At 45.3% G+C, this 17523-nt stretch carries 16 protein-coding genes; 11 read left to right on the plus strand and 5 right to left on the minus strand.

Translation table 11 applies throughout. The features are described 5' to 3' along the window. The first annotated feature begins 17 nt into the window (after window positions 1-17). Complete coding sequence (locus ACFFJH_RS07370; protein ID WP_390211353.1) at window positions 18-878, plus strand: hypothetical protein; 861 nt, start codon at window positions 18-20, stop codon at window positions 876-878. Window positions 879-1565: 687 nt separating this feature from the next. Here the strand turns inward: ACFFJH_RS07370 and cysS are convergent. Next, window positions 1566-2936, minus strand: a complete 1371-nt coding sequence (gene cysS, locus ACFFJH_RS07375) for a cysteine--tRNA ligase (protein WP_390211354.1) — start codon at window positions 2934-2936, stop codon at window positions 1566-1568. Between the two features lie 475 nt (window positions 2937-3411). Between cysS and ACFFJH_RS07380 the strand changes: the two genes are divergently transcribed. The 3 genes from ACFFJH_RS07380 (at window position 3412) to ACFFJH_RS07390 (ending at window position 6842) form a co-directional block, all read left to right on the plus strand. Beyond that, window positions 3412-4554 carry a GGDEF domain-containing protein gene (locus ACFFJH_RS07380; protein ID WP_390211356.1) on the plus strand — a complete coding sequence of 381 codons (1143 nt, stop codon included), beginning with the start codon at window positions 3412-3414 and terminating at the stop codon, window positions 4552-4554. A gap of 465 nt (window positions 4555-5019) precedes the next feature. Then, window positions 5020-5619, plus strand: coding sequence for a hypothetical protein (locus ACFFJH_RS07385; RefSeq protein ID WP_390211358.1), 600 nt, complete (start codon window positions 5020-5022; stop codon window positions 5617-5619). Further along, on the plus strand, window positions 5616-6842 hold the full coding sequence (locus tag ACFFJH_RS07390) for a hypothetical protein (protein ID WP_390211359.1): 1227 nt from the start codon (window positions 5616-5618) through the stop codon (window positions 6840-6842). The genes ACFFJH_RS07385 and ACFFJH_RS07390 overlap by 4 nt, the downstream gene beginning before the upstream one ends. 56 nt (window positions 6843-6898) lie before the next feature. On the opposite strand, the gene ACFFJH_RS07395 is transcribed toward ACFFJH_RS07390, so the two are convergent. Next, entirely contained in the window at window positions 6899-8344 is a 1446-nt protein-coding gene (locus ACFFJH_RS07395; protein WP_390211360.1) for an aminotransferase-like domain-containing protein, read from the minus strand. A gap of 367 nt (window positions 8345-8711) precedes the next feature. Here ACFFJH_RS07395 and ACFFJH_RS07400 point away from each other — a divergent pair, with 367 nt between their 5' ends. From ACFFJH_RS07400 to ACFFJH_RS07430, 7 genes are all read left to right on the plus strand, one after another. Next, the gene (locus tag ACFFJH_RS07400; RefSeq protein ID WP_390211361.1) at window positions 8712-9170 is read left to right on the plus strand and encodes a RidA family protein; all 459 of its coding nucleotides are present in this window, start codon (window positions 8712-8714) and stop codon (window positions 9168-9170) included. 81 nt (window positions 9171-9251) lie between these two features. Further along, window positions 9252-10445: an aminotransferase-like domain-containing protein gene (locus ACFFJH_RS07405; protein WP_390211362.1), complete on the plus strand. Its 1194-nt coding sequence runs from the start codon at window positions 9252-9254 to the stop codon at window positions 10443-10445. Window positions 10446-10671: 226 nt separating this feature from the next. Further along, window positions 10672-11886 (plus strand): M24 family metallopeptidase, encoded by a 1215-nt coding sequence (locus ACFFJH_RS07410; protein ID WP_390211363.1) that lies wholly within the window; start codon window positions 10672-10674, stop codon window positions 11884-11886. A 103-nt stretch (window positions 11887-11989) separates the two neighbouring features. Next, window positions 11990-12718: a pseudouridine synthase gene (locus ACFFJH_RS07415; RefSeq protein WP_390211364.1), complete on the plus strand. Its 729-nt coding sequence runs from the start codon at window positions 11990-11992 to the stop codon at window positions 12716-12718. Window positions 12719-12806: 88 nt separating this feature from the next. Then, a complete protein-coding gene (locus ACFFJH_RS07420) occupies window positions 12807-13421 on the plus strand; it encodes a nucleotide-binding protein (RefSeq protein WP_390211365.1) in 615 nt (204 codons plus the stop codon). A gap of 204 nt (window positions 13422-13625) precedes the next feature. After that, window positions 13626-14228 (plus strand): lysophospholipid acyltransferase family protein, encoded by a 603-nt coding sequence (locus ACFFJH_RS07425; protein WP_390211366.1) that lies wholly within the window; start codon window positions 13626-13628, stop codon window positions 14226-14228. 34 nt (window positions 14229-14262) lie between these two features. Beyond that, window positions 14263-14721 (plus strand): flagellar basal body-associated FliL family protein, encoded by a 459-nt coding sequence (locus ACFFJH_RS07430; RefSeq protein WP_390211367.1) that lies wholly within the window; start codon window positions 14263-14265, stop codon window positions 14719-14721. 12 nt (window positions 14722-14733) lie between these two features. Here the strand turns inward: ACFFJH_RS07430 and ACFFJH_RS07435 are convergent, their stop codons facing one another. The 3 genes from ACFFJH_RS07435 to pgl all read right to left on the minus strand — a co-directional run bounded on the left by ACFFJH_RS07435 (window position 14734) and on the right by pgl (window position 17462). After that, window positions 14734-15591, minus strand: a complete 858-nt coding sequence (locus ACFFJH_RS07435; protein WP_390211368.1) for an HDOD domain-containing protein — start codon at window positions 15589-15591, stop codon at window positions 14734-14736. A gap of 125 nt (window positions 15592-15716) precedes the next feature. Next, window positions 15717-16628: an SIS domain-containing protein gene (locus tag ACFFJH_RS07440; protein WP_390211370.1), complete on the minus strand. Its 912-nt coding sequence runs from the start codon at window positions 16626-16628 to the stop codon at window positions 15717-15719. A 135-nt stretch (window positions 16629-16763) separates the two neighbouring features. Continuing rightward, window positions 16764-17462: a 6-phosphogluconolactonase gene (gene pgl / locus ACFFJH_RS07445; RefSeq protein WP_390211372.1), complete on the minus strand. Its 699-nt coding sequence runs from the start codon at window positions 17460-17462 to the stop codon at window positions 16764-16766. Window positions 17463-17523 lie beyond the last annotated feature (61 nt).

The raw sequence follows: 17523 nt of genomic DNA on the forward strand, positions 1-17523 counted from the left end.
ATCAGAGGAGAGCGTTGATGCGGTCCAACTCGATGTTGATACTATTAGCAATTCCGAGCCTATTGGGCAGTGTGCTCTTGATGCGTTTAGCGGGCGCTGCGCAGTCACTACAAGTGCAGCAGATCGTTGTGGCATTGATAGGCATCGCTACCGTGCTATGGATGGATAAGGCGAGGCGTCAACATAAGACTGAAACGAGCTCCTCAACAGCGCAACAAATTCGCAATGCCGTTGTAATGCAGGTGCCAATGTTAGTCGGCTTAGTAGCATGCTTCGTCTTTTCTGAAACTGGAAACCCAAGTCGATGGCTAAAACTGGGCCCGCTACGTTTGTATTTCTCAGCAGCCGTTTTGCCTCTCGCTTTATTTTTGCTTGCGAGATTGCACTGGCGTACTCCCTTTTCTGCGATGGCGAATATGGCACTGATGCTGGCCTTTGCTGTGCTATTAGCGTTGCAACCCGACTTTTCTCAACTCGCCGCTTTTTCCTTAGCAGGTGTTTTCATCGTTTGGCATCGGCCTGGTAGCGAGGCACAGAAAATCGCATTCACTTTAGTACTATGCTTGCTGTGTTGTTGGTGTTGGCAACAGCCTGACCCTTTACAACCCGTTCCTTACGTGGAAGGTGTAATCCAACTAGCGATGAGCGCGGGTATCGTAGCAATGCTTGCTGCGGTGTCGAGCATTGCCTTGATACCGCTGGGCTTGTTTTACATCGGTATCAAACGCGGCTCATCTGAATTGATACCGATCGCGCTCTACTATATCGTCATCATGATCTGTGCCTACATCGGTTTGACGCCTATGCCTTTGTTGGGTTTTGGTGCTGGGCCGGTTTTGGGGTATTTTGCGGTTTTGGTGGGGCGGCGGGATTTTTAGGATGGCGTAGCGATAATATGTACAGATAGTTTTATGCCAAAGGTACTTCAAATTTGTAGGGCGGGTGCATATCCCGCACCGCCAGTCGGATCAAAATGACTTAATGGTATTCAAACGAAAAGTATTTATTTGAACGATAAATCGTTTTGGGACATCACAGCGCGGGTTGCGCCCGCCCTAGATGGCTGTATGTGTTCGTTTGTATCGCATGTGCAGACGCCAATTGTGTGGGCGCAAAATGGGATCAAGCGGCGCAGATGTTTGAGCGTAGCGAGTTTCTGCGTCGCCCCCATTTTTCGCTCACACAATTGGGAACCCGAAGGGCGGCGGCACCTGCGTCGCCTTCTTTTGCTTACTTTTCTTGGCGAAGCAAGAAAAGTGAGTGGCCGCCGGGCCACACCCGGCCTACAGACCGCCAAAACACTCGGACCCATTCCCATCCCAACCTTCCCCTTGAATGGGGCGGAGTCGAACTACAAGAACTGGAATTTCAACAAAATTATTTCGGACAGCAGTGCGCGAAGGCAGGAATCCAGTAATGTTAAGTCGATCTCGTTGCGCACAAATTCAAACCGAATTCAAAGACCAAAGACACTGGGTCTCTGCCTGCGCAGGGACGACATTATTGAAAGTTTTCGGTATCAAGTATCGCGATAACTGCTAGCGAGACTCTAGAAACCTTGAGGCTTATCCCGCCACCTTTACCACCATACCAGCAGGCGTATCCTCAACCTCAAACCCCGCAGCCTTGATCGCATCACGCAAACGATCTGACTCCGCCCACACTTTGTTTTGACGGGCGAGCTTACGTTGTTCGACCAGTTCTAAAATGTGTGCAGGGATTTCAGTTTTCTTCGGTTCCCATGCTTTCAAGTTTAAACCTAACATTTGATCGAAATAATCAATCGTGGCTTTCTTGTCGGCGTCGCTGACATTTGATTTCAACATTTCCCACATCACCGCGATGGCTTTTGGTAAGTTCAAATCTTGATCGACTTCAGCTTTGAAACGGTCGGCATATTCTTGATTGATGCTGCCGCCGGCTGGCAAGTTGAAGTAAGTTTCGCGCAGACGATTGAGGCCAGTTTGTGAGGCCTTTAGTGATTCCCAGCTGAAGTTGAGCTGGCTGCGATAGTGCGCAGATAAGCATAACCAACGATAGGCCAGTGGGTCGATGTTGTCGTCGATTAGCGTTTGCAAGCGTAAAAAGTCGCCGCTAGATTTAGACATTTTTCCCGCATCGATTTGCAAGAAATAACCGTGCATCCAGAAGTTGGCTAAACGCGTGCCGTGGCAGGCTTGGTTCTGAGCGATCTCATTGCTATGATGAATCGCGATATGGTCTTCGCCACCGCAGTGGATATCAAACCATGGTTCCAAGTATTTGGCCGACATGGCGGAACATTCGATGTGCCAACCAGGGAAGCCACGACCCCAAGGACTATCCCATTCCATTTGGCGGGTGCTGCCTTCAGGGCTGAATTTCCACAGCGCGAAGTCAGTCGCATTTTTCTTTTCGCCGATTTCTACGCGTTTGCCCGCTTCCAGCCCTTCGCGGTTCAAGCGTGCGAGGTAGCCGTAATCATCTTGTTTGGAGGTGTCAAAATAAATGCCGTCCGAAGTGCGATAGGTATAACCTTTTTCTTCGATGACGCTGATGAAATCGATTTGTTCGACGATGTGATCGGTCGCCTTGCACCACACTTTAGGTTCAAGGATGTTGAGACGTTGGATATCTTCTTTAAAAGCGATCGTATATTTTTCAGCGATTTGCCATGCGGTTTGTCCGGTGCGGCGCGAACCTTTTTCCATTTTGTCTTCGCCATCATCGCCATCAGAAACCAAATGGCCAACGTCAGTGATATTGACCACGTGACGTACGTTATAGCCATTGAGTTCTAAGGCGCGGCGCAAGACATCTTCAAACAAATAAGTGCGTAAATTACCGATATGCGCATAGTCATACACGGTAGGGCCACAACAATACAATCCAACCCAGTCCTGGTGAATTGGAGAGAAAGGGCGGAGGGAGCGTTCCCAGTTATCGTAGAGTTGCATGTTTAACTTAATTAGAAAATAATAGAAATAAAAATATTGAGCGATCAAAATTAGGTAGTGATGACATCGTGACGCCACATCATGGTGCTAATTTTAGGTTTACCATTTGCTCTTAATTCTTTAAGCCATTTGTTGATATGGCTAATCCCGTATTATCGTCGATAATCGCGCAATGTCGGCGATTTTTGAATTGAATTCGGTATTAAATTCTGTATTTGAATACTAAAAATGCAGATTTTTATCGATCGTGTACCCGCTAAAAATTCTCCCAAATGTGATGTATACCAGGTACGGATTTAGACAAATTTTTGTTCCTTAAGCGGCAAATGATTTGCTTTGTTAGCTTGAGGCGCTACACTGAATTTATGCTCTGCGGCAATTTTCGAATAGTTGAATATGACTCAGTGTAGGCAGTATTGAATGAGCTAAAAATAAGCTAAAAATAAGCCGAGTTAACCTGCGTAATAGGTGATTTATGTCAGCGCACTATCCAGAAGTCAATACCGACGAATTTCGGGCTCACTGCCAGCAGCAAGATCCAGCGCGGGTGCGAGCCGTGTTAGGCTTTTATATTTGGGCGACATGGCCTTTGCTCTATATTGATTTTTCACTGTTTGGATGGACTCAGAATTTTGAGATTATGCTGAGTTTGCGTGGTGCGATGGCGATGCTCAGTTGGTATTGCTTACGTTTAATGAAGTCAGCTCAAGGTCGCCGCAGTCAAAATAGATGGCCAAGTAAACTACAAAGCATGTTGCAGAGCAGGCAGCTCTTTTACTTCTGGACTATAGCTGTGCTATTGGTGCAATTGGCGTCGAATGTGCTGGCACCTGTTTATTATTTCGGGCATTTTTTTATTGATGCTTGGATTTGTTTAATGATACCAATCGCACTGCCTCTATATGGCGCACAACTTCGGCAAGTCTTGATTGCTTATTTTTTTGCTTGTGTGACTTTGTCTCTAACTAAGACTTTTTCTTCTATGCCATTGCAATTGACGATATTGAGCGCCTTGTTAGCCAGTACCTATTCGGGACATGTATTGGCAACGCAAAGACAGTTATATAGAAAGAAAATCTTGAGCGCGGAATTGGAGTTGCAGCGCAAAGAAAATACAGATCCATTGACTGGTATTGCCAATCGACGTGAATTCTTGCGCGTGACAGATAGCGAATTACAAAGGCATTTACGACTGGGAAAACCGCTATCCTTATTGATGTTAGACCTCAATCATTTAAAGCAGATCAATACGGACTATGGTGCGAGTGCGGGTGATATGGTCTTGGTCGAAGTGAGTAAGCGTATGCGCCGTGCCACTCGCAGCTATGATTGTCTAGCGCGTTATGGCACCGAAGAATTTAGCGTGTTATTGCCAGAAGCGAACGAAGAGATTGCAATTAAGATCGCAGCCCGTGCGCAAGCGACGATTATTGCGATGCCTGTTGCGGCGTCGGGTAAGGAATTAAAAGTCAGCGCTACCGTTGGAGTGACTACCATGTTGGAAGGCGACACCTTGGAAAGTATGTTGCGTCGCGCTGAAGATGCGCTACATAAAGCGCAACAGGCTAGCACACAAACCTTAACGCCCATCAATCTACAGCAACAAGTCTTCGCCTGAATTATTGCGGCTCGATCTAGTCTCAGTCCAGCCTAAGTCTAGCTCTTGGTACTTATTCAGGCGTTTTCTCGCTCGTTTCCCAAAGTTGATATCTCATACATAAGCTACCGCATAAGCTTACTTAATGACGGACATAGGGGATGAAAATATATTCTCCCAGCTTCTGTTTTGCGCTTATTTTTGTATTTACAAAATGACGCAACAACTCACTAAATTCTTCTTGTTTATCAATAAATTTTGTTCGATACTTGCTTGAATTGTGATATTTCAAGTAAAAAATTAAGCAAGATATTTATTCTTCTCAAGTAACTTATTTTAAATTGCCTTGAGTGTGGGTGGTAATTGAATGTCATAGCAGCTGCGGCTTGCAGCTACTGGTTTTTTACAGGTAGGTTGTAGCGAATTAATCTAACCAAGCAAGCAATTGATATTGTTGTACTCACTCATTTTGTTAGGTGACGCGATATGTATAAAGTCAGATTAAGTTTAAAAAAATTATGTGCATTAGTCTTTTTTGCCTTAGTGCCCTTAGTTTTCTTAATATCCTTTCTAGGATTCCCTGCCTATGCTTTGCCAGTTGCATCCGATGAACTGATAGGAGATGTGAGAGTAGAGAGTTTTGTTTGGACTGACGGTGTTGACCGTCAGAGCCGGCAATTTCAGGGCAAACTAACTCAGCCAATTCGCGGCAACAAAGCTTACTTGTGGATGCAATTGCAAGGCTCAGCGGCCTTGTTGAGTCGCTTGCAAAGCAGTGCCAAAGGCAGTATGCCGATACGGCACGAATGGTACAAATACCAAAGTGATGCCATCGCTGCCGAAAGCCCAGATAGCTTGGATTTGGCGGTTGACTTGTCTGTCGGCAAGAAGGAAGCTTTGCAAAAATTGGCCTTCGAAGTCGATGCTAAGGGTACGTTTCGTTGGCGAGTGTGGAGTGGTAAGCAGCAATTGACGCCAGGCTGGTGGCGAGTTGATCTGGTGTATGTCTCCGGCAATCCTGTTCTTTGTCCTACCGCAGAAAATAAGGCTAAAGCTTGTAAATTCCTGATAGAGGTAAAAAGATGAATGATGACGCACCAAATCCGGCATCAGCTGATGCCAACCGACTGAGTGCCCCAAGTCATGATGTCGAAAATAATGACTTGAAAAATAATATTGGTGTGGAAGATGCCAAGAGTCTGGTCAACGATCCGCAGCAAAAAATGTCGGTCGATAGAAAAAACAATATGAGCTTGAGAACGGCGATTCGTGAATCGCAAATCTTGTTAGCTTATGCAGCTCAAAACGGTACACCGCTGAGTGAATCTGTAATTAAGGTGATTGTGACAAGCGGCAGTACTTATGCGCAGGGAGTGATGACTGATGATGCTGAAACTGCATTCTGGCTTGCATTTAATACGGTAGCAAAAGCGGTTGCGCCTGTTTCTGTTAATAGTTTGGAGTCTATATTGGACCCTGATGAAATGGAAACTCGTGTCGTTTTTGGTATGAGGTTTAAGAAAATATCCTTGGCGCGTAGTGCGGTGCAGTGGTATACCATGCTGGCGATTGGTACGCTATGCGCCTTGTTGACCATACAAATTTATTGGTTGTTCGGAAGCAAAATTACGGCGGACATACAAAAAATATCAGAAAAATATACCGATGCATCGGCCAAATGGGAGGCCGCTAAATTACAAACCTTGAATGCTACTGCTGGGACGGGAGCTGCAGCAGCAGCGAGTGCACCTAGCGCAACTGGTGACGCTGTTTTAAGTAGTGGGAATGTAGTTCAAGATGCTAGTAATTTAAGTCTTAAAGCTCAAGTAGAGAGTTTGGGGTTTCAAAAGAGTTCCAGTTACGAATCACTCTATGTTTGGAGTCGTATTTGGGCCATGTTTTTACCGAGCCCACAGACTGAAATAGATAATCCGCCAGAGCGAAAAATTTATCTTAATTCGATTTTGCTGCAATCTTCTAATTTGTTGTTGGATGCATTGCAGCGCTACCTCTTACCATTGTTATATGGCCTGTTAGGAACTTGTGTGTATGTGTTGCGTACTCTTGCTGCGCAGATCACAGCTCGTACTTATTCTGAGGCGGCTAATGTTGGTTTTCGTATTCGACTTTATCTGGGCACACTCGGTGGCATGGTGTTCGCTTGGTTCGTCATTCCCGAAAATAGTGACGGCGGCATATTCAAGTCGCTATCGCCTTTTGCACTGGCATTTTTGGCGGGTTATAGTGTAGAAATTTTGTTTGCGGCGATGGATAGATTTTTGGTGGCATTCACCAATAAATCGTCATAGAAATGCTCAACTGCACACCACTACTTTGAACTAAGTTGAAATTAAATAAGCTGAATTTAACTTAGTTCATTTTCTAAAAAATGCCATACACTGACATCTGACATAGCAGCGACATTTAAACGCATTTTCGTCGATGGCAATTGATGCGGTGAAAATAGGCTACCGGGTGCTAGCAAAAAACCTTTTTCTAAAGCTTTTTCGGTTAAGGCAATCGTATCGTTGCCCGTATCTACCCACAGGAACATGCCAGCGGGAGTGCGGTATTCGACTTTCATGCCTAGCTTTTCTACACGTGCCGTGACCTCATTGCGGGCGCTGTCGAGCTTGCCGCGTATGCGATCAACGTGCTTGCGATAATGTCCCTCGGATAAAATTTTATGGACTACGCGTTCGCTGATTTCATTGGTGGTTAGGCTAGATAGCATTTTGCGATCGGCCAAACGAATCGCAGTGTCGCGCGAAGTCGCGATAAATCCTACGCGTAAATTCGCGGCTAAGGTTTTCGAAAAACCACCTAAATAGATCACACGATTAAGCTGATCTAAAGCAGAAAGTCGGGTCGCTGGCTGCACCGCAGAACCCGGATGCATGTCGCAATAAATATCATCTTCCACAATCATGAAATCATGTTGCTCAGCAGTTTTGAGAACTTGAAATGCTTTCGCTGCGGATAGCGAGGTTGAAGTCGGGTTATGCAGTACCGAGTGAATAATATACAGCTTAGGTTTGTGCAGTGCTGCCAATTCGGCCAGTTTGGCGACATCCGGTCCGTCGTGGAGACGAGGAATGCCGATAACCTTGGTGCCCAAAGTCGCAAAGGTGCCGAACATTAAAAACCACGCTGGATCATCCACAAAAATGGTGTCGCCCGGTTGGGTAAATTCTCTTGCAACTAAATCCAAGGCTTGAGTGACGCCGTTGGTGGTAACGATTTGCTCTGGTGCCGCGGCGATTTCTAGTTCGGCTAATTTCAACTGTAGCTGCTGGCGAAAAGGAAGAAAGCCTTGTTGCGTGCCGTAATGCAGCAACAGGCTTTGATTTAAACGGCTGACAGCACGTAGTCCATTCGCCACTAATTCTCCGTCCAACCATTCGTGCGGTAATAAACCTGAACCCGGCATTTTTTGTGGTGGCAATTGACGCAGCATATTCCTTACTAGCCAGACCACATCGGGTTGTTGCGAAGTCGGAATCTTATGGATATCTGAAAGATGTGGCGTATGGTTATTTATTAAGGAGGCGCGCTCGCGAACAAAAAAGCCTGAGCCGCGACGCGATTCTAGATAGCCATTTGCAACCAGACGGTCATAGGCTTCCACCACGGTAAAACGCGATACTTTTTGTTCATCTGCAAACTGACGGATCGACGGCATACGTGAACCAGTACGTAATAACTTATCGTCAATCCGGCATGCGACTGTCCGCACAATTTGTTCCACGAGCGAGCCACCCGAGTCGCGGGATACTATGGAGCCTATGGCTAGATTGGAATTAGAGCGCATGTTGATTCGCTTTCAATGATCTGTTCTGGTAAAAGTACCGTGACAGTATGAAATCTATTTCGCCAATTGTATTGGTACTGTATAGGTATTTGCGGTTAGGATAGCATAAGAATTTACGTGCACAGAGTGGTTTTCTAGTGGTGTTATAGAAAAACGTGACGGCAGAAATTTTGTTGCTATGGCTTGGTTTTATTTTATTTGCCGTACAAAAAATAGTACGAGATTAAGAATATTTGACGGTTTTGTGATCGTTTTTGGATTCCACTGTGGTTTTGCCCGTGCTTGCCCCTTACAATGTCGGCTGTTGCTGTAGAAGCATTTTCTAATGGCCGCCTTTTGTGCGGAATGACTTTGTTAAGGAATTTTTATGTCAGTTTATGAAAAACTAAAAGCGTTAAATATTGAATTGCCAGCAGTTGCAGCGCCAGCTGCCGCTTATGTCATGCATGCGCAAACTGGAAACACAGTATTTTTGTCTGGTCATATTGCAAAAAAAGATGGCAAGGTGTGGGTTGGGCAATTAGGAAAAAATATGGGAACGGCTGAAGGCAAAGAAGCCGCACGTGCGATTGCGATTGATTTGTTGGCGACCCTGCAAGACGCTTGCGGTGGTGATTTGACCCGCGTTAAACGTATTGTGAAGTTAATGAGTCTGGTAAATTCAACTGCTGATTTTACTGAACAACATTTGGTGACGAATGGTGCATCTGAGTTGATCGGTGAAGTATTTGGTGAACAAGGTAAGCACGCCCGCTCAGCTTTTGGTGTGGCGCAAATTCCATTGGGCGCTTGCGTTGAAATTGAAATGATCGCTGAGATCGCTTGAATCTATTAGTTTGTCTGAGAAATTTGTTTGTGCTGTATTGCAAATCGATCGTGTTGAAATTTTTTCTGAAGTGAATTAAGTATGAGCCTGCAAAATTTAAAACCAATTGAGTGGAAATTTTCTGAACGTGCTGAGCAGTTACAAAGCTCAGCAATTCGTGAAATTTTGAAAGTAACGATGCGTCCAGAAGTGATTTCTTTTGCAGGTGGCTTACCTTCGCCGGAGACTTTTCCGGTTGATCGTATGCGCGCAGCATTTGACAAAGTGTTAGCGGAAAATGGTAAAACTGCCTTGCAGTACGGCACAACTGATGGCTATGCGCCATTGCGCGAATTCATCGCAAAATCTTTATCGACGGCTGATTGCACCATCACAGCTGATCAAATCATGATGGTATCGGGCTCGCAGCAAGGCTTGGATTTGTTGGCAAAAGTGCTGGTCGATGAAGGTAGTAAGATTTTGGTTGAGACACCAAGTTACCTCGGTGCGTTGCAGGCTTTCTCTGTGTATCGTCCTGAATTCGTATCGATTGAGATGGATAACGATGGCGTGGTACCCGCATCCGTTGCTGCGAAAGGTGAGGGCGCGAAATTATTTTACGCCTTGCCTAATTTCCAAAATCCAACGGGTCGCACATTGTCGGTCGAACGCCGTAAAGAATTGGTAGAAACCTGCGCGCGCATGGGTATTCCATTGATTGAAGATAACCCTTACGGTGATTTATGTTATAGCGGCGAACCTTTGCCGAAATTATTAAACATGAATCCCAATGGTGTGATTTATCTTGGTTCATTCTCGAAGATTTTGACGCCGGGTATCCGTCTCGGTTACATGGTTGCTCCAGTACCTTTGATTCGTAAGTTAGAGCAAGCTAAACAAGCAACGGATTTGCATACGTCAACCTTGACGCAAATGGCGGTATACGAAGTGATTAAGGATGGATTCTTGGATGAACATATTCCAAGTATTCGTCGTTTTTACTCAGCACAATGTGATGTGATGTTGGCTGCAATGACTAAGCACTTCCCAGAAGGTGTGACATGGACACGACCACTGGGTGGTATGTTTATTTGGGCGACTTTGCCTAAGCATATTCATAGCAAGGATTTATTAGCGGATGCAATCGCAAACAATGTGGCGTTTGTGCCAGGCGGACCTTTCTATGCAAATGAGGCAGAGACAAACACTTTCCGTTTGAGTTTTGTTACGGTCTCGCCAGAGAAAATTAATGAAGGCATAGAAAAGATCGGCAATTTGATTAAAGCGCGCATGTGAGCACTTGAGCGTGCAGGTACGTGAGCATATTTGAAGTCACTCTGCAGATCTCAATAATCGCACTTAAATCTCAATAAAAAAGGCTTGTCAAACAAATGACAAGCCTTTTTTGTTATGCTGATTTCGTCACACTTATTCCGCGTGCGAGCAAGACCAAGCCGGCATAATTTGTTAAAGTCTTTCACATTATTGTTTTTGTTTCGAATCGACTCAAAGGAAACCTATCATGCGTTCAATTGGTGGCTCAAATGCGGCAGCAGAATTGGCTGGCATTGCCAAAGATCTGTCACACGTTCGTCCAATTACCAACCAAGAGCGTCAACAAAGACGCGATAAAGCAAGCGATTTAATGCAACAGCAAGGGATCGCGGCTTTAGTCTTAAGCGCGAGTACTAGCTTGTATTATTTCACGGGTTTGTCGTGGTACCAAAGTGAACGTTTGGTGGGCGCGGTAATGACCAACTCTGGTAAATTAATCTTTGTGAGTCCCGCCTTTGAAGACTCAAAATTACGCGAGACGCTCGGTGATCATGCAGATATTCGCTTATGGGAAGAAGATGAAAATCCATACGTCTTGGTTGCGCAAATTCTTAAAGATGAAAACTTGCAAGGTAAAGTGGCTTTAGATGAAGCTGCGCCGTTTTTTATTGCGGATGGCTTGCGTCAAGCTTTGTCATCTTATGCCATCGTGAATGGTATGGTGATTACAGCAGAATGCCGTATGCATAAATCAGCGAATGAAATTGCACTGATGCAGGCCGCGAAAAACATCACACTTGAAGTACAAAGACGTACCGCAAAAATTCTACGTGAAGGCATTTCATCCATTGAAGTGGCAGATTTTATCAATCAAGCACATCGCGCATTTGGTGGCAGCAGTTCGACTTTTTGCATCGTTAGCTTTGGCTTGCCGACCTCGATTCCGCATGGACCTGACGGAGTTCAGTATCTGAAGGAAGGTGATATGGTGCTGATTGATACTGGCTGCATGATAGAGCGCTATCATTCAGACATCACGCGTAGTTATGTATTCGGTGAGCCGACCGCGCGTCAACGTAGTATGTGGGATTTAGAAAAAGCGGCACAAGCCGCAGCATTTGATGCTGCTCAAATTGGCGTCCCTTGCGAAGAGGTTGATGCGGCTGCACGTCGTGTATTGGAGGCCGCGGGTTTAGGCCCAGGTTACAAAACGCCAGGTTTGCCACATCGTACTGGACATGGAATTGGACTTGATATTCATGAGTGGACCTATTTGGTGAAGGGAAATAAAACCCCGCTTGCGGCAGGTATGTGCTTTAGCAATGAGCCAATGATTTGTTTGGATGGTGAATTTGGCATTCGTTTAGAGGATCATTTTTATGTGACAGAGCAAGGACCAAAATGGTTTACTGGGCAAAGTCATGCCGTCGATGCCCCGTTTGGTGTCCCTGTTAGTGCTTGATGACTATTTTTCTGTCTGTGAAAAGCCTGCATGTGCAGGCTTTTTTGCTTCTAGTCATCCTTAGCAGGTAAAATGCTGGCTTGCATTTTTTGAGCATTTTTCTATGAGTAAATTGTCCTTTGACCGCGTTCTGCAATCGCAAGGCTTCGGTACCCGTAAGTATTGTCGTGAGTTGATTGAGGACGGTGAGGTTTCTATTGCCGGCGTGGTGCACGATAACTACAAAGAGCTAATCGAAACGCAGGGCTTGGTTTTTACTATTTTTGAAGAAGAATGGACTTACCGTGAACATGTGTATTTATGTTTGAACAAGCCAGCAAACTTTGAATGTTCGCGTAAGCCTTCGCATCATCCAGGTGTGTTAACCTTATTGCCAGAGCAGCTCGCTTGGCGCGATGTACAACCGGTCGGACGCTTGGATCATGATACGACGGGTATGTTATTGATGTCGGATGATGGCCCATTTATACATGCGCAATCATCACCCAAAAGACATGTTCCCAAATTATATGTTGCGACTACCGCTGAGCCAGTAACCGACGAACTCGTGCAAAAATTATTGTCTGGCGTGCAATTACATGATGAGCCAGCGCCCTTGGCGGCGCAAAGCTGTGTTCAGATTGCTGAATTTCAGTTGCAAATTGTGTTAGAACAAGGAAAATACCATCAAGTTAAACGCATGCTGGCGGCAGCTGGAAATCACTGTGCGGCCTTAACACGCACGGCAATCGGACAATTAACTTTGGCTAGCTTGGGCTTGGAAGAAGGAGAATGGTGCTATTTGGAGTCGGAACACGTGGCTTTGTTAGTGCCTGATTTAGAAAATTCCTGAGTTTCTTTTTTTATGTGTTGCTGTATCGCTAGCATTGCGGTTGGTAGAATTTCTTGATTCTAATTTGTTGACTCGATAAGGAATAACTATGCTTGTGATCGCAGTGATGAATCCTAAAGGCGGCGTTGGTAAGAGTACCTTTTCAACCAATTTAGCGGGTTATTTTGCCTCACAAGGCCATCAAGTCATGCTTGGTGATGCCGATGCCCAACATTCATCGCGTGCATGGCTGTCGTTGCGGCCTGCGCATTTACCGGTGATTACGGGTTGGGAAATCTCAGACGGTAATATCGTCAAGCCACCAAAAGGCACTAGTCATGTCGTGATTGATACTCCAGCTGGAATAAAGGGAAATAAGCTCGATGCCATTTTAAAAATCGCCCATAAAGTGGTTGTACCGCTTCAAGCCTCTATGTTTGATATCTTGGCGACCGAGGATTTTTTAAAAAAACTCGCGAAGCGTGATGAGAAATGTGAAGTCGGTGTATTGGGAATGCGCGTCAATGCACGTACTAAAGCAGCGGATCAATTGGCACATTATGTTACGCAGCTTGGTTTGCCTGTTTTAGGCTATTTGCGCGACACGCAGAACTATATTCAATTAGCGGCACACGGCGCGACACTTTGGGATGTGGCGCCGTCTAAAGTAGAGAAAGACTTGGCACAATGGGATGAACTATTGTCTTGGGTCTCCAAGAAATAAATCGCAGTATTTTTCAATCTCCGTGAGCTTGGTGAGAATGAATGCTGCAAAGCAGTCGGTCAAATGAATACAACAACATCATAAAAACTCTCACCTTGAAACCGTAAGTAAAAAATAACGCAAACCGAAGTAAGAACAGTCTTGCTCAATAGTTTTCTGTTCTCCCTTCTGTTTATGTAGTTTTGCTTGCAAAGCGATTACCCTATGCATTTCACTATCTTTAAGACGCCAATTATCAACACCATCATGCGTTGGATTTCCATGCTGATCTTAAAGCTAATGGGCTGGCGCGTCGATGCTACTGCTGCCGATGTTCAAAAGTGTGTTTTGATCGCGGCACCGCACACAAGTAATTGGGATTTTCCTATCGCGTTGATGATTTGTTTTGTATTGCGATTGGATGTGTATTGGATGGGGAAGTCTAGTTTGTTTCCACCAGTCTTGGGCGCAATGATGCGTTGGTTGGGCGGGATTCCTGTGGATCGTTCTCGTGCGGGCAACTTGGTTGAAGCGACCATCGAAGCTTTTAATCAGAATGAAAAATTATTAGTCATCGTGCCACCGGAAGGTACACGCGGTAAAGTGACGCGCTGGAAAACCGGGTTTTACTACATTGCGCAAGGGGCAGGTGTGCCGCTTGGTTTGGGTTATGTCGATTTCAAAGAAAAGATTGGCGGCGTGGGAAAATTGTTCTATCCTTGCGGCAACATTGAACAGGATATGATTTTAATCAAGCAATTTTATGCAGGATTTAGCGGTAAAAATCCACAGCAATTTGATTCCGATAATATTCAGGTAAAAAAGTAAATGAGCACTTGCTAAATCCTGAGGAGGATGGACGTTGATAGTCAAAAAATCAGGAACGAATACCAAAGCTGAAAAAAAGAATGCGACGCAAGATAAATTTACTATCTATGCGACGGTATTGGTTTTATTCGTATTTGGCGCGATGGCGTTTTTTATTTATCAAGCTCGTCGTAGTTCTACTGTGGAAGTGTCGCCAACTTATGTGGAATTGAAGCAGACCATAGTAAATGATTCTGGCGTTGTAGCAAGGCTCTCGGTGACGGTTCAAGTGACCGCAGGTGATGAGGATTGGCTGAAAGAAAATCAGGCTTTATTGAATGCCCATTTCCACAAGGAATTAAGCACGACTGAAGTGGCGACCTTGCGTACAACTGAGGGCAAGCTTGAACTACAAGAAGAATTAAAGCGCAAATTTAATTTGTTATTAAAGACCGACAAAGTTCAAGCGGTCATGGTCACCGAGTTACTAATGCAAGATCAGCGTAATGATTAAGTTGAGCTTGTCTTATAGCTCAACTTGATCTAATTTCTTGAATCGAATAGTGGCTTCTTCGATTAAGGTGTCCAAGGAGGCTTGATCGAGATTGAGCCCATTCCACGACACCACTGAGACTGAAATGGTTTGTTCCGTTGTACCTGCATTTCTACTCAGCATATGGCTAACACCATCTGCCACATGAATCACAGAAGCTAAAAAACCAATACCAGGTCGATCTGGATTGTGGTGCCCGCCAATAGCATTCTTCATCACATCAGAAAAATTCCATTCTACTGCTAGTGCCTCGCCTACTGCAGCGTGGTCTATTCCTAGTATTTTTCGCTCCGCTTCGAATTGTGTTGCTAAGTTCTCTTTTCGATATACGATGACCTGTTCGAATTCGCGTGGGTATAAACTCACTAGCGCGAGCAAACCAATATCGTGTAATAGACCAGCAGTAAAAGCGACATCTTCGTTAAAGTTCATGCGTCTAGCGATCAGCTTGGAAACAAATGCAACGGCGTTGGAATGGCGCCAGAATGCTTTGTGATCAAAACCTTGACAATTGTTCTCTGGAAAACAGCCTGATAGCGCAGCTGATAACACCATCTGCTTTACGGTTTCTAAACCAAGCAAAGAGATTGCTTGTTGTATGGTGGTGACTTTGACTAAGGTTGAATAAAACGGAGAATTCGCATAGCGCAAAGTCTTGGCGGTGAGCGCTAGATCCTGAGTCACCTTTTGCGCCAATAGACCGATATCGGTATCTTCCTGCTCCAAACTATTGAGTAACTCCATCACGATGGCGGGCAGAGTGGGAAGATCTTTTAGATTTTCGGTAACTTGCTGCAAGCTTAAATGTGTCGAATGGGTCGAATGGGTCATTAAAGCTACTCCCTTTTCAAAGATAGAATAAGTACAAAAGCAGCTTGCCAGAATTTGAGACTTTAGTGCATGGTTTTTGATTAATTTTTGTAGACTGTTGTAATCTTTTGTTTCGTCTGAGGGTATTAAACCGCTTCATCAAGCTTAGAGACTAAACGCTTTTCCGAAATACTTGCTTTGGCACGCTCTAACATATCTATCGCTGCTGGACCTCGTAGTAGAGTGACTGCTACCGCGAGGGCGTCGATATAAGTCAAATGCGCTAAGCGCGAGGTCATTGGTGTATAGATATCAGGATCTTCTTCCACGTCCACGCTGATATGTACATCGGCCAATTCGGCGAGTGGACCACCGCTGGCGCATAAGACCAAGACTTTAGCGCCAGTATCTTTTGCTAATTGGACGCTGCGGATCAAATCGCGCGTGCGACCCGTGCGAGAGAAGGCGACGACGAGGCAATCGCTATTGAGCAAGCTTGCCGATTGCGCCTGCAAATGGGCATCACAAAATACCGTCGTGGGAATGCCAAAGCGGAAGAATTTGAGCTGCGCGTCAATGGCCAATGCGCCCGAATAACCAAGGCCATAACATTCAATCCGACGAGCACGTGCCAACAAATTGACCGCTGCTTCAAAAGTCGCGCTATTCGCGTTATTGCGCGCTTCCATTAAGGCAGCGATGGTGCGATCAAACACTTTGGGTAAAACGTCTTTGACTTGATCCGCTTGATTCACATCGAGATGCAAGTAGGGAATGCCGGTTGCCAAGCTTTTTGCAAAGGCGAGTTTGAAGGATTTGAAGCCATCAAAACCTAGTGACTGGGCAAAGCGTGCTACGGTCGGCTCACTCACATTACACACTTGCGCTAACACGCGTATCGACATCTCTAATGCATCGTGCGGTTTCTGTAAAAGAAAATCAGCAACTTGACGTTCAGCACGACTCAATGCGGTGCTGGCGACACGTATGCGTGCTAATAAACCTTTTTCTGGAGGATTATTGGTCGTGGTATTTTTATTGGAAAGAACGTTGACCATGGTGTGGTTACCTTTTGTCTCTGACGATTTGTTTTGCTGATCAAGTCAAAATGAATATACGTTTAAAGAAAGTGCGAGCTTATGGGACGCGCTTTCATTGCTGTTTCGTAGTGAATTCAAAACAGCACTCATTGCTTACGGACACCAAAAAACCTCAATCTGACATTGTGCCTGTTTTAATAAATTACCGATAGGCAGATCACTGCTCAATGCGTTTTCAAAGACCTCGCGTTTTTCATTGCCGGTAATGACCAACCAGATTTTTTCAGTTTGTAATATGCGCGGCAAAGACAAAGAAATACGTGTTTGATGGGTTTGCGGATGGACCGCAGCGAGACAGTCTAAACCATCGGCTTGTACTGGCGCGCCGGGAAACAATGACGCAATATGGCCGTCAGCGCCCATGCCCAACAAGACTGCGCAAAAGCGTTCTGGGAGTTGTTTTTGTAAGCGCTCGTTAATCGCTTCCATTGCCACTTCCGGTGTGTTCGCAGCATTTTTTAAGGAGACTAGATGCCATTGTTTGCCAACGCTTTGTGATAAACATTTCTTGAACAAACCTTCATTACTTTGTGGATCATTGTCATGCACCCAGCGTTCATCAGTAGCGGTCAATAGTACATTCGCCGTTGCGCGTTGCGCTAGCGCTTGGTCGAGTTCGCGATAGATTGGTGCTGGCGTGGAGCCGCCCGCTAGGGCGAACGCCGCAGTGCGCTTGCTCTGGCTGGCATCGTCAATCAAATGCATCCATTCACTCACCAATGTGTGAGTGAGTTCAGTAAAATTCTCAAAGCGGCGGAATTGCGCTTGATTGTCGGGTTGGTGCTTGGCCATGAGAACGCTATTCCTATTGATATTGTGAGCTGCTTGCGTGCTGGTACTTGTGTTGATTACG

Origin of the sequence: Affinundibacterium danionis, from assembly GCF_042432465.1 — a bacterium.
Lineage (GTDB): Bacteria > Pseudomonadota > Gammaproteobacteria > Burkholderiales > Burkholderiaceae_D > Undibacterium > Undibacterium danionis.

What these genes read in the sequence shown, in the direction of transcription:
- ACFFJH_RS07380 (WP_390211356.1), top strand. Translation starts at nt 3,412, where the DNA reads ATGTCAGCGCACTATCCAGAAGTCAATACCGACGAATTTCGGGCTCAC.
- ACFFJH_RS07435 (WP_390211368.1), bottom strand. Translation starts at nt 15,591, where the DNA reads ATGACCCATTCGACCCATTCGACACATTTAAGCTTGCAGCAAGTTACC.
- ACFFJH_RS07420 (WP_390211365.1), top strand. Translation starts at nt 12,807, where the DNA reads ATGCTTGTGATCGCAGTGATGAATCCTAAAGGCGGCGTTGGTAAGAGT.
- cysS (WP_390211354.1), bottom strand. Translation starts at nt 2,936, where the DNA reads ATGCAACTCTACGATAACTGGGAACGCTCCCTCCGCCCTTTCTCTCCA.
- ACFFJH_RS07440 (WP_390211370.1), bottom strand. Translation starts at nt 16,628, where the DNA reads ATGGTCAACGTTCTTTCCAATAAAAATACCACGACCAATAATCCTCCA.
- ACFFJH_RS07415 (WP_390211364.1), top strand. Translation starts at nt 11,990, where the DNA reads ATGAGTAAATTGTCCTTTGACCGCGTTCTGCAATCGCAAGGCTTCGGT.
- ACFFJH_RS07410 (WP_390211363.1), top strand. Translation starts at nt 10,672, where the DNA reads ATGCGTTCAATTGGTGGCTCAAATGCGGCAGCAGAATTGGCTGGCATT.
- ACFFJH_RS07390 (WP_390211359.1), top strand. Translation starts at nt 5,616, where the DNA reads ATGAATGATGACGCACCAAATCCGGCATCAGCTGATGCCAACCGACTG.
- ACFFJH_RS07405 (WP_390211362.1), top strand. Translation starts at nt 9,252, where the DNA reads ATGAGCCTGCAAAATTTAAAACCAATTGAGTGGAAATTTTCTGAACGT.
- ACFFJH_RS07385 (WP_390211358.1), top strand. Translation starts at nt 5,020, where the DNA reads ATGTATAAAGTCAGATTAAGTTTAAAAAAATTATGTGCATTAGTCTTT.
- ACFFJH_RS07370 (WP_390211353.1), top strand. Translation starts at nt 18, where the DNA reads ATGCGGTCCAACTCGATGTTGATACTATTAGCAATTCCGAGCCTATTG.
- ACFFJH_RS07400 (WP_390211361.1), top strand. Translation starts at nt 8,712, where the DNA reads ATGTCAGTTTATGAAAAACTAAAAGCGTTAAATATTGAATTGCCAGCA.
- pgl (WP_390211372.1), bottom strand. Translation starts at nt 17,462, where the DNA reads ATGGCCAAGCACCAACCCGACAATCAAGCGCAATTCCGCCGCTTTGAG.
- ACFFJH_RS07395 (WP_390211360.1), bottom strand. Translation starts at nt 8,344, where the DNA reads ATGCGCTCTAATTCCAATCTAGCCATAGGCTCCATAGTATCCCGCGAC.
- ACFFJH_RS07425 (WP_390211366.1), top strand. Translation starts at nt 13,626, where the DNA reads ATGCATTTCACTATCTTTAAGACGCCAATTATCAACACCATCATGCGT.